Origin of the sequence: Vitreoscilla sp. C1 (assembly GCF_002951955.2) — a bacterium.
In the GTDB taxonomy this organism is placed as follows: domain Bacteria; phylum Pseudomonadota; class Gammaproteobacteria; order Burkholderiales; family Neisseriaceae; genus Vitreoscilla; species Vitreoscilla stercoraria.
The window spans coordinates 661776-687462 of the sequence record NZ_CP019644.2 but is presented as its reverse complement, the minus strand read 5'-3'; the positions used below and the strand labels follow the sequence as shown (position 1 = coordinate 687462).

Annotated in this window: 22 protein-coding genes and 3 tRNA genes; 14 read left to right on the top strand and 11 right to left on the bottom strand. The window is 45.4% G+C overall.

Annotated elements, in window-relative coordinates:
- Positions 1–41 precede the first annotated feature (41 nt).
- Complete coding sequence (locus ADP71_RS03325) at positions 42–437, bottom strand: Spy/CpxP family protein refolding chaperone (RefSeq protein ID WP_169708872.1); 396 nt, start codon at positions 435–437, stop codon at positions 42–44.
- Positions 438–661: 224 nt separating this feature from the next.
- Between ADP71_RS03325 and rpe the strand changes: the two genes are divergently transcribed.
- The 6 genes from rpe (at position 662) to ADP71_RS03295 (ending at position 5325) form a co-directional block, all read left to right on the top strand.
- The gene (rpe, locus tag ADP71_RS03320; protein ID WP_019958676.1) at positions 662–1342 is read left to right on the top strand and encodes a ribulose-phosphate 3-epimerase; all 681 of its coding nucleotides are present in this window, start codon (positions 662–664) and stop codon (positions 1340–1342) included.
- A gap of 86 nt (positions 1343–1428) precedes the next feature.
- Positions 1429–1504: transfer RNA gene (locus tag ADP71_RS03315), tRNA-Asn, on the top strand.
- Positions 1505–1785: 281 nt separating this feature from the next.
- Positions 1786–1861, top strand: a tRNA-Asn gene (locus ADP71_RS03310).
- Positions 1862–2142: 281 nt separating this feature from the next.
- A tRNA-Asn gene (locus ADP71_RS03305) sits at positions 2143–2218 on the top strand.
- A gap of 113 nt (positions 2219–2331) precedes the next feature.
- Complete coding sequence (locus ADP71_RS03300; protein ID WP_104931494.1) at positions 2332–3003, top strand: HAD family hydrolase; 672 nt, start codon at positions 2332–2334, stop codon at positions 3001–3003.
- 273 nt (positions 3004–3276) lie between these two features.
- Positions 3277–5325, top strand: a complete 2049-nt coding sequence (locus ADP71_RS03295) for an OPT family oligopeptide transporter (protein ID WP_019958674.1) — start codon at positions 3277–3279, stop codon at positions 5323–5325.
- Between the two features lie 143 nt (positions 5326–5468).
- On the opposite strand, the gene ADP71_RS03290 is transcribed toward ADP71_RS03295, so the two are convergent.
- From ADP71_RS03290 to ADP71_RS03275, 4 genes are all read right to left on the bottom strand, one after another.
- A complete protein-coding gene (locus tag ADP71_RS03290; protein WP_019958673.1) occupies positions 5469–5732 on the bottom strand; it encodes a hypothetical protein in 264 nt (87 codons plus the stop codon).
- A gap of 267 nt (positions 5733–5999) precedes the next feature.
- Positions 6000–7370: a uracil-xanthine permease family protein gene (locus ADP71_RS03285; protein ID WP_040755836.1), complete on the bottom strand. Its 1371-nt coding sequence runs from the start codon at positions 7368–7370 to the stop codon at positions 6000–6002.
- Between the two features lie 81 nt (positions 7371–7451).
- Positions 7452–8795 carry an aldehyde dehydrogenase family protein gene (locus ADP71_RS03280; protein WP_026353602.1) on the bottom strand — a complete coding sequence of 448 codons (1344 nt, stop codon included), beginning with the start codon at positions 8793–8795 and terminating at the stop codon, positions 7452–7454.
- 142 nt (positions 8796–8937) lie between these two features.
- Positions 8938–9774: an OmpA family protein gene (locus ADP71_RS03275; RefSeq protein WP_019958670.1), complete on the bottom strand. Its 837-nt coding sequence runs from the start codon at positions 9772–9774 to the stop codon at positions 8938–8940.
- Between the two features lie 434 nt (positions 9775–10208).
- Between ADP71_RS03275 and ADP71_RS03270 the strand changes: the two genes are divergently transcribed.
- From ADP71_RS03270 to ADP71_RS03255, 4 genes are all read left to right on the top strand, one after another.
- Positions 10209–11282, top strand: a complete 1074-nt coding sequence (locus ADP71_RS03270) for a sulfate ABC transporter substrate-binding protein (RefSeq protein WP_171460884.1) — start codon at positions 10209–10211, stop codon at positions 11280–11282.
- Positions 11283–11348: 66 nt separating this feature from the next.
- On the top strand, positions 11349–12185 hold the full coding sequence (gene cysT / locus ADP71_RS03265; RefSeq protein WP_019958668.1) for a sulfate ABC transporter permease subunit CysT: 837 nt from the start codon (positions 11349–11351) through the stop codon (positions 12183–12185).
- Positions 12182–13093: a sulfate ABC transporter permease subunit CysW gene (cysW, locus tag ADP71_RS03260; protein ID WP_019958667.1), complete on the top strand. Its 912-nt coding sequence runs from the start codon at positions 12182–12184 to the stop codon at positions 13091–13093. The genes cysT and cysW overlap by 4 nt, the downstream gene beginning before the upstream one ends.
- Positions 13090–14169 (top strand): sulfate/molybdate ABC transporter ATP-binding protein, encoded by a 1080-nt coding sequence (locus tag ADP71_RS03255; RefSeq protein ID WP_019958666.1) that lies wholly within the window; start codon positions 13090–13092, stop codon positions 14167–14169. The genes cysW and ADP71_RS03255 overlap by 4 nt, the downstream gene beginning before the upstream one ends.
- Here ADP71_RS03255 and ADP71_RS03250 read toward each other — a convergent pair.
- The 3 genes from ADP71_RS03250 to rluD form a co-directional block, all read right to left on the bottom strand.
- Positions 14110–16407, bottom strand: coding sequence for a DNA internalization-related competence protein ComEC/Rec2 (locus ADP71_RS03250; protein WP_104931493.1), 2298 nt, complete (start codon positions 16405–16407; stop codon positions 14110–14112). The genes ADP71_RS03255 and ADP71_RS03250 overlap by 60 nt on opposite strands.
- A gap of 162 nt (positions 16408–16569) precedes the next feature.
- On the bottom strand, positions 16570–17325 hold the full coding sequence (gene pgeF / locus ADP71_RS03245; protein WP_019958664.1) for a peptidoglycan editing factor PgeF: 756 nt from the start codon (positions 17323–17325) through the stop codon (positions 16570–16572).
- A gap of 243 nt (positions 17326–17568) precedes the next feature.
- Positions 17569–18663, bottom strand: coding sequence for a 23S rRNA pseudouridine(1911/1915/1917) synthase RluD (rluD, locus tag ADP71_RS03240; protein ID WP_019958662.1), 1095 nt, complete (start codon positions 18661–18663; stop codon positions 17569–17571).
- Positions 18664–18677: 14 nt separating this feature from the next.
- On the opposite strand from rluD, the gene ADP71_RS03235 reads away from it, so the two are divergent.
- Positions 18678–19481, top strand: a complete 804-nt coding sequence (locus ADP71_RS03235) for an outer membrane protein assembly factor BamD (protein WP_019958661.1) — start codon at positions 18678–18680, stop codon at positions 19479–19481.
- 109 nt (positions 19482–19590) lie between these two features.
- Here ADP71_RS03235 and ADP71_RS03230 read toward each other — a convergent pair whose 3' ends face one another.
- From ADP71_RS03230 to ADP71_RS03220, 3 genes are all read right to left on the bottom strand, one after another.
- Entirely contained in the window at positions 19591–19773 is a 183-nt protein-coding gene (locus tag ADP71_RS03230; protein WP_019958660.1) for a hypothetical protein, read from the bottom strand.
- A gap of 142 nt (positions 19774–19915) precedes the next feature.
- The gene (rnhA, locus tag ADP71_RS03225; protein ID WP_019958659.1) at positions 19916–20377 is read right to left on the bottom strand and encodes a ribonuclease HI; all 462 of its coding nucleotides are present in this window, start codon (positions 20375–20377) and stop codon (positions 19916–19918) included.
- On the bottom strand, positions 20364–21089 hold the full coding sequence (locus ADP71_RS03220) for a class I SAM-dependent methyltransferase (RefSeq protein WP_019958658.1): 726 nt from the start codon (positions 21087–21089) through the stop codon (positions 20364–20366). Before ADP71_RS03220 ends, rnhA begins: the two co-directional genes overlap by 14 nt.
- 223 nt (positions 21090–21312) lie before the next feature.
- Between ADP71_RS03220 and ADP71_RS03215 the strand changes: the two genes are divergently transcribed.
- From ADP71_RS03215 to ADP71_RS03205, 3 genes are all read left to right on the top strand, one after another.
- The gene (locus tag ADP71_RS03215) at positions 21313–23625 is read left to right on the top strand and encodes a LysM peptidoglycan-binding domain-containing protein (RefSeq protein WP_158667087.1); all 2313 of its coding nucleotides are present in this window, start codon (positions 21313–21315) and stop codon (positions 23623–23625) included.
- A 193-nt stretch (positions 23626–23818) separates the two neighbouring features.
- Positions 23819–25222: an L-serine ammonia-lyase gene (locus tag ADP71_RS03210; protein ID WP_019958656.1), complete on the top strand. Its 1404-nt coding sequence runs from the start codon at positions 23819–23821 to the stop codon at positions 25220–25222.
- Between the two features lie 58 nt (positions 25223–25280).
- Positions 25281–25604 carry an HLGFF motif protein gene (locus ADP71_RS03205; protein WP_104931491.1) on the top strand — a complete coding sequence of 108 codons (324 nt, stop codon included), beginning with the start codon at positions 25281–25283 and terminating at the stop codon, positions 25602–25604.
- Positions 25605–25687: the final 83 nt, after the last annotated feature.

Below are 25687 nucleotides of genomic sequence, written 5' to 3'. Positions count from 1 at the left end.
CCATCTTCATGATGGGCTTTTTTTTGTCTAGATATAATGGCTTATTGACATTGACTCAGCCATTGTTGCTTTTGCTGCGGCGTTAATACTTTGAAAAAATAATGCTGCATGCGCAAATCTTGCATATCAAGTTCCGCATTGTACAAATATTTCTGACTGACATATTGGCGCGCAGCATGATCGTTAAAATCATCTTGCATCAAAATTTGTACCAAATCGCGGCGAGCCGTCGCAGCAGATGGTTTTTTTCGTGTCATATCATCACGTAATGTTCGATACTCATGGCGTAACTGTCTGAGTTGATTTTTTTGAGTTGGCGTCAATCCCAATTGGCTGGTATTACAATTCATACCAACCGCATGCGCCGTTTGCATACAAGCAAAAAAGCTGACAAACAACACACAACCTAAGGTTGTTTTTTTCAGTGTGGGTATCATGACAGAGCCCATGCATTCAAACCAAATAAATTAAGAATGTTTGCATTGTATCAGTGTCGGTGTGAAACTGAACCTCAAGCCCGTAAATCTGTGTAAATCGAGCATTTGCTTAAGTTATTTATGTCATTTAAGAATTTGATTTTAAATCCAACTAAGCATGGTCGACCCTGCACAAAGCCGTTACAATATAGCCTCCTCTTGCTAACAAAAATGACACACACACCATGAATTACCGTATTTCTCCAAGTATTTTGTCTGCCGACTTTGCCCGTTTGGGTGAAGAAGTTTCCAATGTGATTGCAGCTGGTGCAGACTTAATCCATTTCGATGTCATGGACAACCACTACGTACCCAATTTGACTTTTGGCCCTATGATTTGTGAAGCCATCAAACCTTATTCGTCTGTTCCGATGGACGTTCATTTGATGGTAGAACCTGTGGATGATTTGATTCAATCTTTCGCCCAAGCTGGTGCCAACATCATCACCTTTCACCCAGAAGCCAGTCGCCATGTTGACCGCAGTTTGGGCTTGATTAAAGCACAAAACTGTCAAGCAGGCTTGGTCTTGAACCCTGCGACACCTTTGCATGTATTGGATTATGTTTTGGACAAAATCGACATGGTGTTGTTGATGTCAGTTAATCCTGGTTTTGGTGGTCAAAGCTTCATCCCTAACACTTTGGATAAAATCCGTGCTTTGCGCTTAAAATTGGATGAATACGAACAGCTTTCAGGCCGCCGCATTGCCATCGAAGTTGATGGTGGCATCAAAGTCAACAATATTGCCCAAGTGGCTGCAGCAGGTGCAGATACGTTTGTGGCAGGCTCGGCTATTTTTAGTCAAAGCGATTACAAGGCAGTGATTGATGCAATGCGTGTCGAATTGGCAAAATTAAATTCTTAATAAAATCAAGCAAGCACCATTTTATGCTGCAAAAATTGTTTTTTTAAGTTGACAGTTTTTTCAAGGTCGCTATAATGCACACCTATTCCCTGATAGCTCAGTCGGTAGAGCGACGGACTGTTAATCCGCAGGTCCCTGGTTCGAGCCCAGGTCGGGGAGCCAAATTTAAAAAGCCGGCTGATCAGCTGGCTTTTTTCATATTCATCTTATCTATAAAATCTTTGTTGTTTATCAAAAAATCATTCCTGTTTAAAAACCTTGTCTGGCTTACGTTTACATCCACAATAAGCGTCCTGTAAACATTTCATCTGTGCCATTTCAAGCTAAACACAATTATTTATTAACAATATTACAATGCATTTCTGATACTTATCTTCAAGCCTGCATTTTTCTGTTAAATCTGGCTTGACAGTTTTTTCAAGGTCGCTATAATGCACACCTATTCCCTGATAGCTCAGTCGGTAGAGCGACGGACTGTTAATCCGCAGGTCCCTGGTTCGAGCCCAGGTCGGGGAGCCAAATTTAAAAAGCCGGCTGATCAGCTGGCTTTTTTCATATTCATCTTATCTATAAAATCTTTGTTGTTTATCAAAAAATCATTCCTGTTTAAAAACCTTGTCTGGCTTACGTTTACATCCACAATAAGCGTCCTGTAAACATTTCATCTGTGCCATTTCAAGCTAAACACAATTATTTATTAACAATATTACAATGCATTTCTGATACTTATCTTCAAGCCTGCATTTTTCTGTTAAATCTGGCTTGACAGTTTTTTCAAGGTCGCTATAATGCACACCTATTCCCTGATAGCTCAGTCGGTAGAGCGACGGACTGTTAATCCGCAGGTCCCTGGTTCGAGCCCAGGTCGGGGAGCCAAATACAAAAAGCCAGCTAATCAGCTGGCTTTTTTCATATCTGTATCCTCTTGTGTATTTTTCAGGACGCTGCGACACTGCCAGCATTCCATTTCCCATTACAAAGGACATACCATGTCATTTCAAGCCATTTTATTCGATTGCGATGGCGTATTGGTCGACAGCGAAGGCATTACCAACCGCATCATTTGGCAATACATGAACGAACATGGTTGGTATGTCAGCGAAGCCGAATGTTATGACATTTTCTTGGGCAAAACCGTGCGCAGCGAAACCGCTTTAATTGAAGCCAATCTTGGTCGCTCAATAGATGACACTTGGATGCAAGAATTTTACCGCCGCCGCAACATCGCCTTATTAGAAGAATTGACCGCCATTGAAGACAGCCATCTGGCGGTACAAGCGGCATACGCTGCTTGCCAAGGCAATATTGCTTGCGCTTCAGCAGCCGATTTGCACAAAGTGTGTATGCAATTGGATAAAGTCCAACTCAAACCATTTTTCAAAGCGGTTTTAAGCGGTCACAACTGCCCTCGCAACAAACCTTATCCTGATGTGTATTGGGCAGCAGCCCAAGCTTTGAACGCAGACATTGCCCAATGTTTGATCATTGAAGACAGCGTCACTGGTATCCAAGCAGGCGTTGCCGCTGGAGCAACGGTATGGGCTTACTTACCTGAAAACAGTCATTTTAATGCTGAAACTTTGCAACTAAATGGTGCAAAAAAAATATTTTCAAGTATGAAAAATCTAGAACAACTGATTCATGAGCATTTTTCATTTTAAAATTTAAAATTATTAATCAAATCAACCTTTAAAAATAATATTGATTCTTCCACTTACCGCTTAGATTACATAAAATAATCCTAAACTTACAAAATTGAGCAATATTCATTCAAGATTACAATTTTTTGCACCATGATAAACCTCGACCATTAAGATATAATTATAAATTGCCTAGTTTATACGGCAAACTGTGCGTTTTATCCAACCAACAGAAAACTCATGCCACGGATTGTCATCCAACCGTGGCTTTTTATATTGCGCTAAGGATAGATCATGAATCAACCTCAACGCGTCGACCATTTTGCCAACTATCGTGAGTTAACCATTCGCGGCATCATTTTAGGCGCACTCATTACGGTGATTTTCACCGCGTCCAATGTTTATTTGGGCTTAAAAGTCGGCTTGACCTTTGCGTCAGCCATTCCTGCCGCAGTCATTTCGATGGCAGTATTGAAGTTTGCCAAGGATTCCAATATTTTGGAAAACAACATGGTGCAAACCCAAGCTTCGGCAGCAGGCACTTTGTCTTCCATCATTTTTGTCTTACCGGGCTTGCTAATGCTTGGCTATTGGCAAAACTTCCCATTCTGGCAAACCACTATGATTTGCTTGGCTGGTGGTATTTTAGGGGTGATTTTCACCATCCCATTGCGTCATGTCATGGTGGTTAACAGCAATTTGCCTTATCCAGAAGGTGTGGCGGCAGCTGAAATCTTAAAAGCGGGCACCAGCGGCTTGGTTGTCAATGAAAAAGGCGAAATCGAACAAGATGCCAACTCCAAACCTGAAGAAAGCGGCATCAAAGAAATCGTCATGGGTGGTGCTTTAGCAGGTGTGTTCAGCTTTATGGTCAACGGTTTGCGCATCGCATCTGACCATGCTTCACATTGGTTCAAAATGGGCAATGCCATTTTCCAATTGCCGATGGGTTTTTCCGTTGCCTTGTTGGCAGCAGGTTATTTGGTAGGCATCGCTGGCGGTATGGCCATTTTGACCGGTATCGCCATCGCTTGGGGCGTAGCAGTACCTGTATTGTCTAGCACAGCTCCTATGCCTGCCGATGCAGACATGGTGTCTTATGCCATGACTTTGTGGAAAGAAAAAGTGCGCTTTATCGGTGCCGGTACAATTGGTATTGCAGCCATTTGGACTTTATTGAGCTTAGCCAAACCGATGATGGAAGGCATGCGCATGTCTTTTGAAGCCATCAAAAACCCAGCTGCCGCAGCCAATACCCATCGTGCTGACCGCGACTTGAGCCCTAAAGCCATGATAGGCATCAGTTTGTTGATGGTATTGATTTTGTTCATCACTTTTTACAGTTTTGTACAAGCAGCCCCAATTTCAGCTGGCTTAGGCTGGGGTTTGGTCGCTGTTGCCACTTTATTGGCTGTGGTCATTGGCTTTTTGGTCGCCGCTGCATGTGGTTATATGGCAGGCTTGATTGGCTCATCTTCTAGCCCAATTTCAGGCATTGGCATTGTGTCGGTGTTGTTGATTGCCACCACATTCTTGATTGTTGGCGAAAGCACTGATTTATTGTCCACCACAGAAGGCTCAAACTTCTTAACCGCATTGACTTTGTTTGTGGCTTCGGCAGTGATGGCAGTGGCCACCATTTCCAATGACAACTTACAAGACTTGAAAACAGGTTATTTGGTCCATGCCACACCTGCCATGCAACAAATTGCGTTGATTATTGGCTGTGTGGTCGGTGCCGTGGTCATTTCACCAATTTTGGATTTGCTCTTCCAAGCATACGGTTTCACTGGCGCCATGCCACGTGAAGGCATGGATGCGGCGCAAGCTTTGTCAGCACCACAAGCGACATTGATGACCACCATTTCAAAAGGCATTTTTGCCCACAATTTGCAATGGGACTTCATCTTGATGGGTGTGGGCATCGGTATTGCCGTCATTATTGTAGATGCATTGTTGAAAAAATCCAGCGGTGGTCGTTTGACTTTACCTGCTTTGGCAATCGGCATGGGCATTTACTTACCACCTTCAATCAACATGCCATTAATCATTGGTACGGTGATGTCTTATTTGTTACACCGCCACTTGAAAAAAACCCGCGGTGAAGCAGCATTTGTCAAAGGCGAACGCCGTGGCACCTTGTTTGCCGCAGGTTTGATTGTGGGCGAGAGCTTAATTGGTGTGGCCATGGCGATGATCATCGTGGTGTCTGTAACCTCTGGTGGTTCAGATGCGCCTATGGCCTTGCAATTGGCCAATTGGGACACAATGGCAACGGTATTAGGCTTGGCTGGTTTCTTGGCAGCTTTGGCGTTGTTTGTCCAACGCGTTTTGCGCAAATAACCCTTTTTGACATTTTAAAGCGTCCTGTAAATCTTTACAGGACGCTTTTTTCGATTTGAATTCATGCCTCAACATACCTTTTAATAGGCTTCATCTTTCCTAGGCTCATGCCCCAAAACACACATTCACCCAAGCAGCCGTCTTCAAACCGATGAATTGGAATAGACCACCGCAGGTCGTTTCAATAAAAAGCGTGCGATGCGCAAATACCAATAATGGTATTTTGAAGCATATAATGTTTTGATCAGACCATTGTCACCGATTTCAAATGCCACAGGCAATCCTCTTAAAGGTGGGAAAGTGTGTTGCCATGTTCGAATGTGAAACACATAGGTTTTACCTTCAACACTGACAATTCCTCCGCCTGCTTTGACAGAGAAATCCACAATTTTTCCTTTATATTCCATCTCCATGACTCCTTTTCAGACCTCTTCAAACCAGATAGCGCTCCTTGATGATTAATATGAGGAGCCCAACTTTGCCTTGCTTAGAAAGCATATTACTCACGCGTGCAGACAAGTGGTGTCTCCTCTCCACATTAAGACCTCATTTTGCATAAAAAAATGACAATAGATTTGATATAAGTGAAAGTATTTCTTGCCCATACAAAGAGGCGTCCTGTAAAACTTTACAGGACGCCTCTTATATCCAACACTGGCTATTTTTTAACTGTATTATTTTTGTGACTCAGGCAACAACCAGTTCAAAATCAATGCCGCAATACCACCTGTGGCTACGCCAGAGCTGAAAATATTGCGTATCAATTCAGGCATGTGTTCCAAATATTGTGGCACTTGTGCAATGCCCAAGCCCAAGCCCAAAGACACCGCAATAATCAGCAAAGCACGACGGTCTAGCGTGGTGCCCGCCAAAATATTAATACCCGAAGCGGCAACCGAACCAAACATCACAATGACCGCACCGCCCAAAACTGCTTCAGGAACCGCTTGAATCACGGCAGGCACCACAGGGAACAAGCCGAGCAATACCAACATGCCCGCAATCCACAAACCCACATGGCGGCTGGCAATCGAAGTCAATTGAATCACACCGTTGTTTTGTGCAAACACAGAACTTGGGAATGTATTGAACAAGCCTGCCAATAATGAATTGGCACCATTCACCAATACACCGCCTCTGACACGCTCCATCCAACGTGGACCTTCCACTTCTTGTTTGGACAATTTACTCGTTGCCGTCACATCGCCAATGGCTTCCAAAGATGTCACCAAATAAATGAATACCATCGGAATGAACAAAGCCCAAGAAAAACTCAAACCAAAATGCATCGGTTTAGGTACTTGGAATAAAGGCGCTTGCTCTAAAGCTGAGAAATTCAACAAGCCCATCACACCTGCCAACACATAGCCTACGACCAAAGCAATCAAAATAGACGCGCTTTTAACCCACACAATTTTGACGCGATTGAGCAAAATGATTAACACCAACACGGTCGCCGACAAAATCAAGTTTTCAAAATTGGCAAAACTGCCTGTTTGCATGGCGTAATAACCACCGCCCATACTCACCAAACCTTCTTTAATCAAGGTCAGACCAATGAGTAACACCACCACGCCGGTGACCAATGGTGTAATCAATTTTTTCACCCACGGCAAAATGCGAGAAACGCCCATTTCAATGAATGAGCCGACCATCACCACGCCAAAAATCGCTGCCATCACTTGCTCAACAGGCGTACCCGCCGCCACCATGCCACTACCGATGGCAATGATAGGACCAATAAAATTAAAACTGGTACCTTGCACAATCAACAAACCTGCACCAAATGGTCCCACTTTTTTACATTGCAAGAACGTCGCGATACCCGAAATCACCAAAGACATCGACAAAATCAAATTTGTATCGACTTCGCTCACGCCCAAAGCCTTACAAATCAAATAACCCGGTGTGACAATCGGCACCAAAATCGCCAATAAATGTTGCAAAGCTGCAAAAAACGCCACCAGAGGTTTCGGCTTATCATTGATGCCGTAAATCAACTCGGATGGCGCTTGTGGCGTAGAATTGTGTTCTTGTTGTGACATGATAATGTGACAAATGGATGAAAAGCGCGCATTATAAACCATACGCCACCTCATGAACACCTTAATGACTTGTTATTTCAATTATTTTTGCCAATAAGTTTTCACATTCACAAATTCATACAAACCAAATTCAGACAATTCTCGCCCAAATCCAGATTGCTTGATGCCACCAAATGGCAAGCGCAAATCGCTGCTGGTATGGCGATTGATGAACACACTGCCCGCTTGCAAACGCTTGGCCAAAGCCCAAGCTTGTTCGGTATCGTGACTGTAAACTGCTGCTCCCAAGCCAAAGCAAGTATCGTTGGCCAAGCGAATAGCATCCTCTTCGTCTTGCGCCCGCAACACGCTTAAAACGGGCGCAAACACTTCTTCTTGGTAAACACGACATGCGGCATTCACACCATCCAAAACGGTGGCTGGATAAAAATAACCCACGTTTTCAGGCAACACGCCACCACACAACACTTGTGCGCCATGCGCCACAGCGTCCTGTACTTGTGCATGGGCTTTTTGTTGCAATGTTTTGGTGTGCAAAGGCGCCAAAGTCGTTTCAGGACGCATCGGGTCACCCATCACCAAAGCCTCACTCAACGCCACCACTTTGGCAATGAGTGCATCGGCAATTTGTGGCGTCACAATCAAACGCTTAGCGGCATTGCACGATTGCCCTGCATCGCGAAAGCGCGAATACACCACGTCTTGCGCCGCTTGTTCAATGTCAGCATCATCCAACACAATGAAGGCATTGCTGCCACCGAGCTCCAACACACATTTTTTAATGTGTTTGCCCGCCAAACTCGCCAAATAGCGGCCTGTATCGGTCGAGCCAGTAAACGCCATCGCATCGGTTTGCACAATCGCTTCTTCTACCGCCTCATGTTCCAAATAAGCGGCCTGTAAAGGCAAATCGCTGCCGACCAAAGCCATTAATTTTTGCGTCACTTGTGCCACGCTTGGCGCAGGTTTCACCACACAAGCATTGCCTGCACACAAAGCTGGAATGGCAAAACGCATGATTTGCCACACAGGATAATTCCATGGCATCACTGCCAACACCACACCCAAAGGCTCAAACCGCACTTGCGATAAGCTCGCTTGCGTGGTGATGGTTTTGGCATCGAGCAACTCAGGCGCAAGTTTGGCGTAATACCGCACCAAATCCACCGTTTTATCAATCTCCGCCTCACACTCACGCAAACAACGTCCCACTTCCAAACACACCGCTTGCGCCAATTCATCTTTAGCCGCCTCAATGCGCAATGCCAATTGCAATAAAACAGCACAACGTTCGGTCACTTTTTTATCCGCCCAAAATTGTTGCTGTTCACGCAAATCCTTTAAAGCGTCCTGAAAATTATCCAACGTTTGTGCTGGTCTTTGCGCCAAGATTTGCGCACTGGCAGCATGAGTGCTGACATACATATTGCCTGTTTTTTTCACATCCATTTTATTATCATCATCCTGCTATTTTGAAACCAAAAATCTCTGCCCCTATGGCCATCATATTCACATCACAAAAAAACCCAGCTTAACGCTGGGTTTTGAGCATACGCATGTCGATGTATTAACGCAACACACCCGAACCATCAATCTCGATTTCCACGCGGCGGTTAGGCTGCAAGCAAGCAATCAATTGTTGACGACCCAATGTTTCATCACACTGCTTCACAGGCTGCGACTCACCCATACCACGAGGCTCAATCAAGTTCGCAGGAATGCCACGGTTCACCAAATATTGTGCAACAGTCACTGCACGGCGTTGTGACAATTGCAAATTATAGCTATCAGAACCCAAGTAATCGGTATGACCCACAACTACAATGCGATTCAAACGATCAAAACCACGCAAATTTTGAGCCAATTGGTCTAATTCAGCACGACCACCTGCCAAAATATCACTTTCGCCATATTTATCAAACGTGAACAAAGCGTCACCGCTCAAAGTATAGCGTTGAATCGTAGGCGCTGCAGCTGGCGCATTGCCTGGAGGACAAGTAGCGCCTGCTGGATCGACTGGATTCCAATAGAAAGATTGACCACGCATACCAGAATCAAACAATACTTTGAATTGACACGTGGTCACATCATTCGTACCTTGACCTGGAGTATGGAAATGGAACAAATAATTCCACTCACGCACACCAATAAAGCCTTCATTGTAATGAGGGCGACCCAATAAATAATACAATTGGTCTTTGGTCACACCAGCTTTGACTTGTGCCAAGCTAGATGGATCTGGAAAAGTACCCAAACTTTTACTAAATGTAGATGCGCTTGGCTTAGGCCAGCTTAAGCTGTTAGCAGAGCCATCTGCGCTGATTTTAGAGCTACCACATGCCGCTAACAATAAGGCCGTAGAAACTGCCAACGCTGCCTTAATTAATTTAGATGACGCTTTCATTGTCATTCCTTTTGCTAAGTTTTAATAATAAATGGAAAGCTTGGTTAATAACCATGACATGGCAATAATACCCCATTCTTTTAAAGCAATACATCTGTATTCTACGAATTAGTCTCAAATTGTTGCGAAGCGAGTGAGTATCTCTTGTCCTACCAGTGTGGCAACCCTCAATTCAGACCGACTCATTAAAACAACACTTCTAATCTCTTCACTCTAATGTTCAATTTTACAATCATATTGTGATATTTAACATTAGTCTCACACAGTCTTTGTATCCAATTTGTGCTTCAAGTTCCCACTTTTCAAGCATAAGTCACATTACACCTCATATATATAATTTTTGCATATAGAGCAGACTATTAATTCTTTCTCAAATGTTTTTGATTCCTCTATGATGAAAATCATATTGTCATCATTCTTATGGGAACAACACCATGTCACGCTTTTTGTCTTACACTTTGATGGTCGCTGCTGCAGCGAGTTTGGCAGCATGCGGTGGTCAAAAAACCGAAACAACACCCGCACAAACGCCTGCCAATGCTTCTTCATCTACCACAGCCGCACCCGCTGGCGGCGATGTAACCATTATGAACGTGTCTTATGACGTTATGCGTGACTTTTACAAAGAATACAACCCTTTGTTTGAAAAAGAATACGCTGCCAAACATGGTGGTGCCAAAATCACTATCGAACAATCGCACGGTGGCTCTAGCAAACAGGCTTTGTCAGTTGCCAATGGCTTAAAAGCCGATGTGGTCACAATGAACCAATCAAGCGATGTGGAATTGTTGGAGAAAAAAGGCTTGATTCAAGCTGGTTGGCAAGCCAAATTGCCTGACAATGCCGTACCTTTTACCAGCACCACCGTATTTTTGGTGCGCAAAGGCAATCCTAAAGGCATCCAAGACTGGAACGACTTAATCAAAGATGGCAATCAAGTCATCATCGCTCACCCCAAAACCACCGGCAACGGCCGTTACAGCTTTTTAGCAGCTTATGGCCAAGCTTTAAAAGCCAACAATGGCGACGAAGCCAAGGCCAAAGAATACGTCAAAGCTTTCTTGAAAAATGTGCCGATTATGGACAATGGCGGTCGTGCAGCGACCACAACATTTGTCCAACGTGGCATTGGCGACGCCTTGATTACGTTTGAAAACGAAGCAAACTTGGCTTCTCGTGAGTTTGGCAAAGACCAATTTGAAATCATTTATCCTAAATACTCGATTAAAGCTGAAAACCCTGTTGCAGTCGTCGACAAAGTCGTCGAAGGCAAAGGCACGGGCGCAGCGGCCAAAGAATATTTGGATTATTTGTGGAGCCAGCCTGCGCAAGAATTGGCAGCGAGCTTGTATTTGCGTCCTAGCAATGCCGAAGTATTGGCAGCCAATCAAGACAAATTCCCTACTATGGAAACTTTCCGCGCCAACGACGTGTTCGGAACTTGGGATGAAATCATGAAGAAATTCTTCGCAGATGGCGGCGTTTTTGACGAAGTCAACAAGAAGTAAATCCATACCCAAAACGGCGTCCTGTAAAGGTTTACAGGACGCTTTTTTAACCGATTCGGACTGTCTATGTTGTTTTTAAAATCTCCTACAGTATTACCCGGCTTCAAGTTCAGCTTGGCGGTATCTGCGTTTTGGCTGTCTATTTTGGTATTGCTGCCTTTTTCAATGTTGGCTTTGAGCATTACCGACATGGGGTTGGCTGAATTTTGGCGCACCATCACCGAAGAGCAAGTTTTAGCCGCTTTGTGGCTGAGTTTGAAAGTGTCTTTTTATGCCGCTGCAATCAATTTGGTCTTTGGCACTTTGATCGCATGGGTCATTGTGCGTTACGATTTTTTTGGCAAAAGCATCATCAATGCCATTGTGGATTTGCCTTTTGCGCTGCCCACTGCGGTGACAGGCATCACTTTGGCAACGCTGTATGCACCTAACGGTTGGATTGGGCAATTGTTAGCGCCTATGGGCATTAAAGTGGCGTTCACGCCATTGGGCATTTTGATTGCGTTAATCGTCGTGAGCTTGCCGTTTGTGGTACGCACAGTGCAGCCTGTATTGGAAGAATTACAACCTGAGCTCGAAGAAGCTGCGACCACCATGGGCGCGAGCCGCTTCACCATCATTCGGCGCGTAGTATTGCCAGAATTGGTACCTGCTTTGATTACCAGTTTTGGCATGATGTTTGCCCGTGCCACAGGTGAATATGGCTCTGTCGTTTTCATTGCTGGCAACATCCCTATGGTGTCGCAAATTTTGCCTTTGGTCATTACCTCTAAACTAGACTTGTTTGATGTTCAGGGCGCTTCTGCCGTGGCTTTGTTCATGTTGCTCATTTCATTTGTAATTTTGTCAGTATTGAACATTGCCCAATGGTCGGTCAGCCGTAAAATTGGAGCAAAAGTATGAGCATGACGCCTTTAGAACTCAAAACCAAAGCGGGTTTAACCGAACCAAAATGGATACGCATCACGTTAATCAGCGTGGCATGGATTTTCTTGGCTTTGCTTTTGCTCATTCCCTTGTGTGCCATTTTCATCGAAGCTTTGCGCCAAGGTTGGGATTTGTACATTGCCTCGCTCACCCATCCTGATGCCTTATCTGCCATCAAATTGACTTTGCTCACAGCCGCCATTGTGGTACCGATTAATGCGGTTTTAGGCGTGTGTATTGCATGGCTTTTGACCCGTTTTGATTTTCGCGGAAAGCAATTTTTAACCACATTATTGGATTTGCCGTTTTCAGTTTCCCCTGTGGTGGCAGGCTTGATGTTTATTTTATTGTTTGGCAGCAACAGCTTATTGGGCGGATGGTTAGAATCACACGGCTTTCAAATCATTTTTGCCATTCCCGGCATTGTTTTAGCCACTTTGTTTGTGACTTTCCCTTTTGTGGCGCGTGAATTGATTCCCTTAATGCAATCACAAGGCGACAACGAAGAACAAGCGGCCTTAATTTTGGGTGCTTCAGGCTGGCAAATGTTTTGGCGCATTACCTTGCCAAACATCAAGTGGGCATTGCTATACGGCTTGATTTTGACCAATGCCCGCGCAATGGGTGAATTCGGTGCGGTGAGCATTGTTTCAGGACACATACGCGGTCAAACCAACACCATTCCTTTGCATGTAGAAATTTTGTACAACGAATACAATTTTGTCGCTTCGTTTGCAGCAGCGAGTTTATTAGCGGGCTTGGCATTATTGACATTGATTTTGCAAAATGTGTTGAACCATTTGCAAGAACGCAAAATGCGTGCCGCCACCCGTGAAGCCAAACCCGATACCGATTTAATTCAAGTGAAAAAGAGCCAAGCATGAGCATTACGATTAAGAACCTGAACAAACATTTCGGCGACTTTCATGCGCTGCAAAACATCAATTTACAAGTGCCTACTGGTGCTTTGGTGTCTTTACTCGGTCCTTCGGGCTGTGGCAAAACCACGCTTTTGCGCATCATTGCAGGCTTGGAAACCCATAATAATGGCGAAATTTGGTTTGGTGACCAAAATGTGAGCGACAAATCGGTGCGTGAGCGTGGCGTGGGCTTCGTGTTTCAAAACTACGCACTGTTTCGCCATATGACAGTGTTTGACAACGTCGCTTTTGGCTTACAAGTGTTGCCCAAAAACAAACGTCCCAGCAAAGACGAAATGGCTGAACGTGTGCATGGTTTGCTCAAAATGGTGCAATTGGAATGGCTCGCCAAATCGTATCCGCATCAATTGTCAGGTGGTCAACGTCAGCGCATTGCTTTGGCACGGGCTTTGGCGGTCAAACCACAATTGTTGTTATTGGATGAGCCGTTTGGTGCTTTGGATGCCAAAGTACGCAAAGAATTGCGCCAATGGTTGCGTGACATTCACCACGAATTCAATGTCACCAGCTTGCTCGTTACCCACGACCAAGAAGAAGCTTTGGAAATTTCCGACCAAATCGTGGTGATGAACCATGGCAAAGTCGAACAAGTCGGCAGTGGCGCACATTTGTACGAGCAGCCTGACAATGCTTTTGTAACGGAATTTTTGGGCGAAGTGAACCGCTTTGAAGGCTATATTGAGCGAGGCGAATTGGTTTTAGGCCATTTCCGCTACCAAGCAGTGCCGCCACAAGAAAAATGGAGCGAAGGCACCGCCACCGCTTATGTGCGTCCACACGAATTCACCATCAGCCGCGACCAAACAGGCAGCATGTTGGCAGCACAAATTCACCATATTTCGGTATTGGGTCCGATTGTGCGTGTGAGCTTATACGATGCCACAGGTCAAGACATCGAAGTGATGATTCCACACCAACAACAATTGCAACACCAATACCGTGTTAACGAAACAGTGTTTTTAACGCCGACCAATATCAGCGTGTTCTCGCAAAAAAGTTTGGTGGATTATGTCATTTGATGTTTCGCTTGCATTTGATTGAGCGGTAAACGGTTTTCTCTGCCACCAAAAGCGGCGGCCTGTAAATGCTTTGAAGTGCAATTGTTCATCTAAAATCCATACCGCACCGCCTTGCATATCGGTGCGGTATAATTCAATTTCATGCGCGCTCAACCGATTTTGCACCGCGGGCGTGGGATGGTGATAGGCATTGTTCCAACCTGAGGACGCAATGGCAATATCCGGATCCACCACATTGAGCCATGCACCGCTGCTTGAACCACTAGAGCCGTGATGACCCAAAATCAAAACAGTGCTGCGCAAATTGTGTCCATATCGCTGCAACAAGCCTGCTTCTTCAGCATGCCCTATGTCTGCAGGAATCAACACAGCTTGTCCTTGTGTCACCACACGCAACACACATGAACGGGCATTGGTGGTATTTTTAACGTTTTGCAGCGGCAATGTGAGCCACTCAAACCAAACGCCATCCCATTGCCATGCGTGCTCTCGGCAAGTGTGCGTTCGCCACTGCGGGTATGCTTGCGTGTCACTCACCCAAATGTTGTGCGCGGCAATGGTTTGTAATAACTCTGCTGCCGCCCCATCGTGATCGTCATCATGATGCGACAACACCAACACATCCAAGTCCCGCCAACCTTGTGCATATAGCGCAGGAATGATGGCTGTCTGTGCCGAGCTGCGCCCTGTATCAAACAACAAGCGATGGTTTTGTGTGTTGAGCAATACCGACAAGCCTTGTCCAACATCCAAGACTTGCAGGCGCAATTGTCCTTGTTCCAATACAGGCGGCCTGTAAACCATCCACAACACCATTATTAAAACCGTTACAGGACGCATCAATGCCGCTTGTGGCAACAAACACAAAAAAGCCGCCAGCAATGCCAAAATCAACATCCAAGTCGATTGTGCCGCAATCACATACTCCGGCGAATATGCCACCGCCCACACGCTGACATCCACACTGTATTGCGCCACCGCCACCACGCCTAATAATGGCGCATCCCATGGCAATAACACCGCCACCAATGCCCATGGCGTCAACACCCAACTGAACCACGGAATCGCGATGGCATTGAACAAAGGACTCAAAACAGGCACGATGTGAAAATAAGCCCCGACCAACACCACCGTCAACAACATCAAACCTGTTTGCACTCGCAATAGAACACGCCAAGTATTTCCACGCTCACGCCAAGCATGTGCTGCCCACATCATTATCGCCACCAAACCAAACGACAGCCACAAACCAATCGACAAAAAAGCCGCAGGCTGCAAACCCACTACCACCGCCAAAGCCCGCCACCATACTTGCCCTAAAGACAAACGCCATTTGCCTGTCAAAGCGATGGCAAATACCAACAACATCCATACTGTGCGCTGTGTCGGCACTTGAAAGCCTGCCACCAATGCATATAAAAACGCCACCGCCACGCCTGCCCAGCATTGCCACAACATCGGGGTTTTGACGGTATAAGGCAAGTAACGCAATAACGTTCCAACAAGCCATCCTACCAATACCGCCAACATCGTCACATGTACACCCGAAATACTGACCAAATGCACCACACCCAATTGGCGCATCGCTTGCCAAGTGCTTGAGCTCAAACCGTCCTGTACGCCCACAGTCAAAGCCGCCACCATCGCTTTGCCTTGATGGTTTGGCGTATTGAAGTTTTGCAAACGCTGCCACACATTTTCACGCCACAAATGCCAAAACTGCCATGTATTTTGCAAGCTGGATATTTGGCAATGTTTACCAATATGCGCACTGCCATCCATGCCATTGGCCAAAGCCCACGCCTCCACATGAAATCCTGCGGCATTCACCGCCCCAATATTCGGACGCAAACGCACATTGCATTGACTGATTTGCCCAACCTTCCATATTTGTTGATGCGCATCATAAGCATACACTTGAAATGTTTGACCATCTTGCAAGATGATTTGAGCCAAAAATCTTTGCCCATACGTTTGTTCGGTCGCCACATCCAAAACCGTCACTTGAGCAGTTTGCGGCACTATGGCATTTTGGATGGGCACTTGTTGCTCCAATGCCCATTGCAAACGGAAAAACGCATACACAAAACCCAAACACAAAAAGAGCCAAGCATGCCATTTTCCCCATTTGTGCGCAGCACAGCCCAACAAGCCAGCTGCCAACAACAGCCACAACCACGGCAGTGTGGGTAAAAACACACACAACATCACCCCCAAACACCACGCCACCCAAGCCATTTTGTGCCCTATTTCATCCCAATGCCCATGCTGATGGAGTGTTTGAGACCACAATTAATTTCCCAACACCAAGCTATAAGCTAAAATCCAATCGTTGATCAAGTATTAAAAAAGCGTCCTGTAAATGTTTACAGGACGCTTTTTTAATCATGCCAATACAATTTATGCTTCTAACCAAATGGCGCTGACCATGCGCCCTGTTTGACCATCACGGCGATACGAGAAAAAGTCTTCTCGTTGCAATACCGTACAGTGTTCGCCACCGTAAATATCCAAAATACCCAAAGCTTGCAAACGCTGGCGCGCCAGCAAATAAATGTCTGCCAAATATTTGCCATCGCCAATGTCAACAAATGCCTTGGCAGCTTGCGCATCGTGCGCCACAAATGCAGCACGCACTTCTTCGCCCACTTCAAACGCATCAGCACCAATGGCAGGACCCAAATAGGCTAATAAGCGACCTGTCACATTCATCGCCGCCACCGTGTTTTCAATCACGCCACCGACCAAACCACGCCAACCTGCATGCGCAGCCGCTACCACCGTCCCTGCCGCATCACACAGCAACACCGGCAAACAATCTGCCGTCATCACCGCACAAGCGGCCTGTCCATTGCAATTGACGCTGGCATCGGCATCAAGCAAATCTTGCAATGCCGCTTCCGCCTCCACCACATCAGTAGAATGGGTTTGATTCAAATAAGCCAAAGGCATGGACGCGTGTTGTTGCACCAACGCGCGGTTTTGCGCCACATGCTCCGCCACATCGCCCACATGCGCACCCACATTCAAACTGGCATACACACCTTCACTGACACCACCGTGACGAGTAGAAATCAAGGTTTTGACATTGGCAGGCGCTGGCCAATTGGCAGTAAAAACAGATTCAGACAAACGCGTTATGGCAAGGTTTTTCATGAAAACATCCTTCAATAAATCAAGCTTGAAATAATATTGCCCATTGTACGTTTGAAAATGGCACAGCCCAAGCCTTTCCCAGTCCATACAGCAACACCCACACCATGACGGTACATGTCTCCACATCTCAACACCATCAAAACCAAACCATAAGCGTCCTGTAATATAGACAGGATGCTTAAAACTCAAAAAAGCCTCGACAAAATATGCGAGGCTTTTTTAAACCAACTCAATGCAACCGTATTAATCGCGGACGTAAATCACTTCCACATCGTCGTCATCATCCCAATCGTCATCGTCGTCCATGCCCATTTCATCGGCATAACCCGCTTCATGTTGCAAAGATGAATCCAAACCCGCTTCCAAACGCAACAAAGACAACAAATGATACATATCGTCTGGCATCGACGCTTCAAACGACACCAATTCACCTGTCACAGGATGTACAAAACTCAAACGGTAAGCATGCAAAGCTTGACGGTGTAGGTTTTTCACCACTTCTTTGACTTTGTCAGAACACAGATGGCGGACATTACCATACACAGGGTCTGCCACCAATGGATGGCGCGCTTCACGCATGTGAACACGGATTTGGTGAGTACGGCCCGTTTCCAAAGCACATTCCACATAGCTGTGATTCAAATAACGCTCCAGCACTCGCACATGCGTAATCGCCTCTTTGCCACCATATTTGACCACCGCCATTTTCAAGCGATTGTGTGGGTCGCGACCAATCAAGGTTTCAATCTTGCCATCAAATGGTACGATACCATTGCACACTGCACGGTAAATACGCTTGACCGTACGTGCTTGTAATTGCTGTACCAAATTGTTTTGCGCTGGCAAAGTTTTGGCAACAACCATCAAACCACTGGTGTCTTTGTCCAAACGGTGCACAATGCCCGCTCGTGGCACTTGCGACAATTCAGGACAATAATGCAACAATCCGTTTAATAAAGTACCATTCCAGTTACCAGAAGCTGGATGAACCACCAAACCTGCTGGCTTATTGATAACAATGACAGTATCATCTTCGTAAATGATGTCTAAGTCCATCTCCTCAGCAGTAAACGCCGCGGTTTCCAAGCTAGGGGTGATGGTGACGGTTAAGTGTTCAGAACCAATGAGTTTGTGTTTCGGTTGAGCGGTCTTGCCATTGAGCATCACTTGCTCATCTTTGATCCATGTGGTGATGCGGCTACGTGAGTAGTCAGGCAGCATGTGTGCCAAGGCGGCATCCAACCGTTTACCTGCCAATTCATTTGGTACGGTCAACTCAATGACTTGAGCCTCTACCGCTAAATCCAAATCATCGTTATAATCTTCGGCGTTATTCAAGGAAATCTGCTTTCATGAAAAAAATTTTAATTGCCAGCTGTGTGGCGCTTGTTTTAACAGGTTGTGCCAATAAAGGTACTTCTGTCGACAAAGATGCCCAAATCACCCAATCGTGGACTGTGCAGCAGTTGTATACAGAAGCACAAGATGACTTGAACGGCAAAAACTATACCCGTGCTGTCAAATTATACGATATTTTGCAATCCCGTTTCCCAAATGGTCGTTATGCTCAACAAGCTCAGTTGGACAAAGCTTATGCGCATTATCGCGATGCTGAGCCTGCTAAGGCGTTAGCGGAATTGGATAGTTTTGAGAAAAAATATCCAAAACACGAAAATTTAGATTACGTGTTCTATCTACGCGGTTTGGTGGCTTTCAACGAAGACACCTCTTTTGTGACCAAATTGGCCTCTCAAGATTGGGCTGACCGTGACCAAAAAGCCAACCGCGAAGCCTATGGCCACTTCAATACATTGATTACACGTTGGCCTGACAGCAAATACGCACCTGATGCGCGCGATCGCATGAGCAAATTGGTGGTGGCATTTGCTGGCAATGAAATGGCCATTGCACGCTATTACTTAAACCGTGGTGCTTATGTTGCCGCAGCCAATCGTGCGCAAAACGTGATTCAACATTATCAAAACACACCGTTTACCGAAGAGGCATTAGCCATCTTGGCAGCGTCTTACGATAAATTAGGTCAAACCCAATTAAGCCAAGACACGCAACGTGTGTTGTTAAGCAATTTCCCGCAAAGCCAATTTTCGGAAGGTTGGAAGAGCAATGACATCCCTTGGTGGCGTTATTGGAAATAATCCTGATGTGATGGAATCAAGCGTCCTGTAAACTGACAGGGCGTTTTTTTATGTTCATTTTGAAACATGCCATCGGCTATTATAACCGACACAGCCACAGATATCACACCTAAGCTGCAAAGGAATGATTTTGTTGGCTCATATATGAACACACCACAGCCTCATGCAAATGGTTCATCTGCCTCATCACCGAGCGCCAATAACCAAACAAAGCAATGTCTAGCCACACACAAGCGACCTGTAAAACTGGTGGATGTGCTTGGTCTTCGGTCCATTCGTGCGACAAAGTCATCACAGCCTGATCAACCTACGCGCAATAAAATTGCCCATCATTCGGCAGCACTTCAATGCTGCGCCCTCAAGCGTTATCATTTTTCGCGTAGTCTCTCATCTTGACCACGGTTAGATACCCTTATGACCCTACCTGATGCCTTTTAATCGCCATCAGGCACCAAGACCGATGCCACACCCATATTGGCCAATTCATCTGCTCGTTCATTGCCTGCATTTCCTGCATGGCCTTTGACCCATTGCCACGATACCTCGTGTTGTTGCACCAAGTCATCCAATTGTTGCCACAAATCCACATTTTTGACAGCTGCTTTGGAAGCGGTTTTCCAACCACGCGCTTTCCAGCCTTCAAGCCACTCCTCCATGCCTTGCAACACATATTTGGAATCGGTATAAACCGTCACCACACACGATTGTTTTAACACTTTTAAGCCTGCAATCACTGCTGTCATTTCCATGCGATTGTTAGTGGTTTCTACTTCACCGCCAAACAATTCTTTAACGTGCTCGCCATATTGCAGCTTCACGCCCCAACCTCCAACGCCAGGGTTGCCTTTACAAGCGCCATCGGTATACATGGTGACGTGTTTTTTATTTGTGGTCATACTTTGGGCTTTCTGATGAAGCTGGATTCAAAATCAATTCGGTTTGTTTCAAATGTCGGTGCCGAGCATGCTCAGACAAAGGACGCAAATACACGGTTTGTTTGATGGCCAGCATCGCATACATCGCTGCCATATGCGGCCACCAACGATTGCCTGCCAATTCTAACCATTGCCATTTTGGCGAAGGGCGGCCTGTAAACAAAGGGCCATAATGGATAAAACGACTGCTTTGTGGCTGTAAATCCAATAATTTCAACCAATCTGCCATGTGTTTGGGCGTCACGCTTTGATGGCTGTGGCAAGCGGTCAAACGCTGCCATTGTTGAGATTGAATGCGCCACAAAGAATGTGGATTCAAATCCACAATCACCAATTGCCCATAACCACACAACACCCGTTGCACTTCGCGCAAAATGGCATGGCGGTTTTCATATTGGGACAAGGCAAATGGCAATACTACCAAATCCATGCTTTCGGTTGGCAAAGGCAAATAATCAAATTGAGCCACAATCGGCGCCTCTTGCTCAGCCATGATATAACGATGCACCACGCCCGTTTGTGGTAATAAGTCCACGCTTGGCAAGCCCAATTGCAGTGCATGCTCATAATGTTGCGTACCAATCAACTGTTGCAATTGGGTTTGCACTTGCGCCAAGATTTCTTTGCCATGTGGGTGTTGCAATAGCCATGTTTGTAGATGATTTGAATTCATTTTATACAAACACCATCAATTTACTTATCATAAAAAAATGTCCTTCTTGATGATTAAATTTTGTAAAAATTGCTTAAAAATCAGTTAATTTACACTTTTTAAGCAACTTGCTTAAATTGACAACATTTGTAAACACTTTTATTATCCACTGCAATTAAAATTCCTATTTCTGATTGTTATGACCCATTTCAAAACCCTGCTCCTGACTTTGACAGGTGTATCGATGGCACAAGCGTCGTTGGCGCAAGTGCAAACACCTTTTCAAACTCAAAAAATGGCGCATGACTTGATGCGTTTGAACTCTAGCTTGCTCCATGGCCAACAACAAAAATATACCAATGTTTTCGGTCGCATTAGCAGTCGTTTTGAAATGCCTGAAGTCAACTCAGAATTAGTGCGTCGCCACGAACAAAAATTCGCAAAAGAATCAGCGTATTTAAATCGTACCATCAAGCGCAGCGAACCTTATCTACACCATGTGGCAACCGAAGTCGAACGCCGCAATATGCCAGGTGAAATTGCGTTATTGCCTTTCATTGAAAGTGCTTTTGTCATCAAAGCAAAATCACCAGTGGGCGCATCAGGCTTATGGCAATTTATGCCAGCCACAGGTAAAGATTATGGCTTAGACCAAACCTATGTTTACGATGGCCGCCATGATGTTTATGCTTCCACCGATGCTGCTTTAAATTATTTGGAATATTTATACGGCTTGTTTGGTGATTGGTCTTTGGCATTGGCAGCGTATAACTGGGGACAAGGCAATGTGAGCCGTGCCATCAAACGTGCGGAAAGCCAAGGTTTGTTACCTGTGTATGAAAACCTCAATATGCCGCAAGAAACGCGCAATTATGCACCAAAATTACTGGCTTGGCGCAACATTCTACATAACCCAGCTGCTTTTGGCGTACAAATACCGCACATCAACGACGAAGCTTATTTCCAAGCTATCGACATCAACACCCCGATTGAAACTACCGTCGCAGCTCGCTTAGCAGGCATTAGCCATGATGAATTTTTACGCTTAAATCCAGGACCCAATTTACCTGTCTTCATTCCTGCTGAAAATCGTAAAATTTTATTGCCAACCGCTGCTGCCAACCAGTTCATGAAAAACTACCAAGCGAGCAAAGCAGAAGACTTATTATCTTATCAAGTTTATACGCCTCAATATTCTGAAAAAGCCGATGATGTCGCAGCCAGCTTTGGTATGAGTTATCAAGAATTGCGCCAACTCAATGGCTTAAAAGGCAATACTTTAAGCTCAGGTTTGCCTGTATTGGTGGCTAAAAACCGCTCACCCTTGCAAAACACAGACGCATCTTTACAACATGCTGTTTTAGAAATGGGTGCCAATTTCTTGCAACAACCTGCTGTGACCGTGCGCCAAGCCGATAGCTTGAGCAAACCACAAGCACAATTGGCTGGTGCACTGCCAATTAAAATGCGCGGCAGTCACACGCCTTATGGTTATGCTACGCCTGCGGCTTTGGCAGGTGCGGCGATGCCAATATCTAACCAAAACTTTGCAGCATCTGAAATAGAGCGGCCTGTAAGCCATATTCAAGTGGCACAAGCAGAAAGCTTTACCCATACGACGCCAGCGGTGAATACAGCGTCCTTAACACCTACCGTCAATTTATTGCAAACGCCCAAAGCGCGCACCAGCCAACAAATGGCCACAGCCGATCCTTTGTCTAATTTGATGAACCATCGCAGCAACACACGTCCAACGCCTGCTGTACAAGCAGTCGCCAAAGCACCTGTTGCAACGCCAAGCGTTGCCATCAATACGCCTGTTCTGCAAGAAAATATGGTACTCACACAAGCACCGTCCACGCAAAATATGGTTTTAGAAGCAGCGAACATACCGAAGTTACAAGACAATATGGCGCTGACTCAAGCGGTCAACATCACTGAAAACCAAGCCTCTGCAAACCAGATTACCGACGCCAATACAGTGGCTACTGATATACAAGCGGCAAGTATTGAATTGACAGAAGTTCAAACCACACCGATTGCAGCGTTGCAATTGGATGAGAACCATGCTGCCAATTCCGTACGCTTGGCAATTGAACGTGAAAATGAGCGTGAGGCACGCGAAGAAGCGCGTTTGGCCAAATTACAAGCAGAAGCAGAAAAACGAGAACGCCAATTGGCCAATGCCAATGAACACAAAGTATCTTCTGGTGAAACTTTGTACAGCATTGCCAAAACGTATGATATGCAAGTGTCTGAATTGCTCGCTGCCAATGGTTTAGAGAGCAATACCATCAAAGTAGGTCAAACTTTGAAAGTGGGCAAAGCTGCTGACAAAGCCATTCAATTGGCACAAGCCAAAGACAGCCAAGCTCAGAAAAAACAAGCTACCAAAGACCAAAATACGCCTAAAAATGTCAATTACGTGGTACGCAAAGGCGATACTTTGATGAGCATTGCTGGCAAGTTCAATGTACAAGTCAATGATTTGAAAAAATGGAACAACACTGGCAGCAATTTGCAACCTGGTCAAAAACTGATGTTACGCCAATTATAAAATTGCATTGCAATATGAAAAAAAACAGCCTTGATGGCTGTTTTTTTTTGATTTTTATGGTCTGATATTGCCTATGGTCGTGATTGTTATGTGCCATGTCGTTATCTGAATGTTGGCATTTAAAAACCTTCTTTACAATGGCAAATATAATAAACCTCATTTACCGTGATACATCACAGACAGGTACCTTTTTATGATTAGCGTTTTTGACATTTTCAAAATTGGTCTGGGTCCTTCTAGCTCTCATACTGTGGGTCCGATGAAAGCAGCTGCTGCTTTTGTGGCTCAATTGCAAAGCAATGGCTTGTTGTATCAAACCCAACGCCTTGCTGTAGAAGTCTATGGCTCATTGGCATTAACAGGCGAAGGTCATGCAACGTTTGAAGCCATTTTATTGGGTTTAGAAGGCGAACAACCTGACTCTGTCGACTTAGACAGCATTCCTGCTCGCTTAGCGGCCATCAATAATCAAGCCATTTTGCCTTTGAGCGCAGACTACAGCATTGAATTTATTGTTGCCCGTGACATTGTGATTCGCTATGCCGAAAGCCTTCCAAAACACCCCAATGGATTGCGCTTTACCGCTTATGATGTCAACGAAAAAGAAATTGCACAGCAAATATATTATTCCATTGGCGGCGGTTTTATTGTCACCGATGCCGAGTTCGGTCAAGACTTAAGCAGTGGTATCTGCGTACCTTACCCTTTTCACAATGCCCAAACCATGGCGGAACAGTGCCAAACCCACAATATCAGTTTGTCTGAATTGGTTTTGGCCAACGAAATGGCTTTGCAGCAAGCCGATGTCGCAACAGTGAAAAAACGCATCTGTGATGTGGCGCAAGTCATGTTTGATTGTGTGGAACGTGGTTTAAACCAAACAGGTGAATTACCAGGCGGCCTGAAAGTCACCCGCCGAGCCCCATTATTGGCTGCAAAATTAGGAGACTTGCGTGAAGGCAATCAAGTGAACACGCAATTGTGGCCGATGGTGTTTGCAATGGCAGTAAATGAAGAAAATGCTGCAGGCGGCCGTGTCGTTACGGCACCGACCAATGGCGCAGCAGGCATCATTCCCGCTGTTTTAACCTATTATCGCCGCTTTCACCCGTTGTCTAGCGATGATGGCGTGGTGCAATTCATGTTAACTGCTGCCGCAATTGGCATGTTATACAAAATGAATGCCTCTATCTCAGGCGCGGATGTGGGTTGTCAAGGCGAAGTAGGTGTGGCTTGCTCGATGGCCGCAGGTGCTTATTGTGATGTCAGCGGTGGTACGATTTGGCAAATTCAAAATGCAGCAGAAATGGCCATGGAACACCATTTGGGCTTGACTTGCGACCCTGTGGGCGGTTTGGTACAAATTCCATGTATCGAGCGCAATGGTATTGGTGCTGAAAAAGCCATTAAATTGGGTTCTTTGGCTTTGCTTGAAGATGGCTTGGGTAAAAAAGTGTCGTTAGATGCCGTCATTGCAACCATGTTACAAACGGGTCGAGACATGAAACACATCTACAAAGAAACCTCTTTGGGCGGCTTGGCAGCGACCATGAAACACAAAATGATTCCAGTTTCAGTGTCTGTGATTGAGTGTTGAGTTTGTGCAAGGCAAGATTGCGGTATACTGTCGTTTTCCAGCATGAATCCTGCAATAAATGGATACACATTACTACAGCGTCAGCCTTGCCACAGGCGAGCATTTGGGCTTTTTGGTCACTGTCTTAGAAAGCGAAGACGGTGCGTCCGCTTTTGGTCAAGCCATGCTTAAAATTCAACCCAGCGATGATGCTTGGCTTACGCGTCCTGAAAGCATGGCTTTAAATCACTTAATGGTTCATCAACCATTGCAATGGCAACATCAAAATGATGGTATCGTATTGCGCGATGACTCAGGCGCGGTGTTGACACGGATGGTCGATGGCTACTTCAAATGGCAAGGTCATGTGTTTTTGGTCAATGACATTTCCAGCACAATGTGATGTGAACAAGCGATGTCTCACTGATTCGAACCCATATCATCATTGACTATCGTTTGACCTGAATCAGGTTAGCAAAACCTTAT

Excerpts from the sequence above, each read along its gene's own strand:
- pgeF (WP_019958664.1), bottom strand. The coding sequence starts at position 17,325 with ATGAAAAACCTTGCCATAACGCGTTTGTCTGAATCTGTTTTTACTGCC.
- ADP71_RS03270 (WP_171460884.1), top strand. The coding sequence starts at position 10,209 with ATGTCACGCTTTTTGTCTTACACTTTGATGGTCGCTGCTGCAGCGAGT.
- ADP71_RS03275 (WP_019958670.1), bottom strand. The coding sequence starts at position 9,774 with ATGAAAGCGTCATCTAAATTAATTAAGGCAGCGTTGGCAGTTTCTACG.
- ADP71_RS03250 (WP_104931493.1), bottom strand. The coding sequence starts at position 16,407 with ATGGCTTGGGTGGCGTGGTGTTTGGGGGTGATGTTGTGTGTGTTTTTA.
- ADP71_RS03235 (WP_019958661.1), top strand. The coding sequence starts at position 18,678 with ATGAAAAAAATTTTAATTGCCAGCTGTGTGGCGCTTGTTTTAACAGGT.
- ADP71_RS03300 (WP_104931494.1), top strand. The coding sequence starts at position 2,332 with ATGTCATTTCAAGCCATTTTATTCGATTGCGATGGCGTATTGGTCGAC.
- rpe (WP_019958676.1), top strand. The coding sequence starts at position 662 with ATGAATTACCGTATTTCTCCAAGTATTTTGTCTGCCGACTTTGCCCGT.
- ADP71_RS03220 (WP_019958658.1), bottom strand. The coding sequence starts at position 21,089 with ATGAATTCAAATCATCTACAAACATGGCTATTGCAACACCCACATGGC.
- ADP71_RS03210 (WP_019958656.1), top strand. The coding sequence starts at position 23,819 with ATGATTAGCGTTTTTGACATTTTCAAAATTGGTCTGGGTCCTTCTAGC.
- ADP71_RS03255 (WP_019958666.1), top strand. The coding sequence starts at position 13,090 with ATGAGCATTACGATTAAGAACCTGAACAAACATTTCGGCGACTTTCAT.
- ADP71_RS03325 (WP_169708872.1), bottom strand. The coding sequence starts at position 437 with ATGATACCCACACTGAAAAAAACAACCTTAGGTTGTGTGTTGTTTGTC.
- ADP71_RS03215 (WP_158667087.1), top strand. The coding sequence starts at position 21,313 with ATGGCACAAGCGTCGTTGGCGCAAGTGCAAACACCTTTTCAAACTCAA.
- rnhA (WP_019958659.1), bottom strand. The coding sequence starts at position 20,377 with ATGACCACAAATAAAAAACACGTCACCATGTATACCGATGGCGCTTGT.
- cysT (WP_019958668.1), top strand. The coding sequence starts at position 11,349 with ATGTTGTTTTTAAAATCTCCTACAGTATTACCCGGCTTCAAGTTCAGC.
- ADP71_RS03290 (WP_019958673.1), bottom strand. The coding sequence starts at position 5,732 with ATGGAATATAAAGGAAAAATTGTGGATTTCTCTGTCAAAGCAGGCGGA.
- ADP71_RS03230 (WP_019958660.1), bottom strand. The coding sequence starts at position 19,773 with ATGACTTTGTCGCACGAATGGACCGAAGACCAAGCACATCCACCAGTT.
- ADP71_RS03295 (WP_019958674.1), top strand. The coding sequence starts at position 3,277 with ATGAATCAACCTCAACGCGTCGACCATTTTGCCAACTATCGTGAGTTA.
- ADP71_RS03285 (WP_040755836.1), bottom strand. The coding sequence starts at position 7,370 with ATGTCACAACAAGAACACAATTCTACGCCACAAGCGCCATCCGAGTTG.
- ADP71_RS03280 (WP_026353602.1), bottom strand. The coding sequence starts at position 8,795 with ATGTATGTCAGCACTCATGCTGCCAGTGCGCAAATCTTGGCGCAAAGA.
- cysW (WP_019958667.1), top strand. The coding sequence starts at position 12,182 with ATGAGCATGACGCCTTTAGAACTCAAAACCAAAGCGGGTTTAACCGAA.
- ADP71_RS03205 (WP_104931491.1), top strand. The coding sequence starts at position 25,281 with ATGGATACACATTACTACAGCGTCAGCCTTGCCACAGGCGAGCATTTG.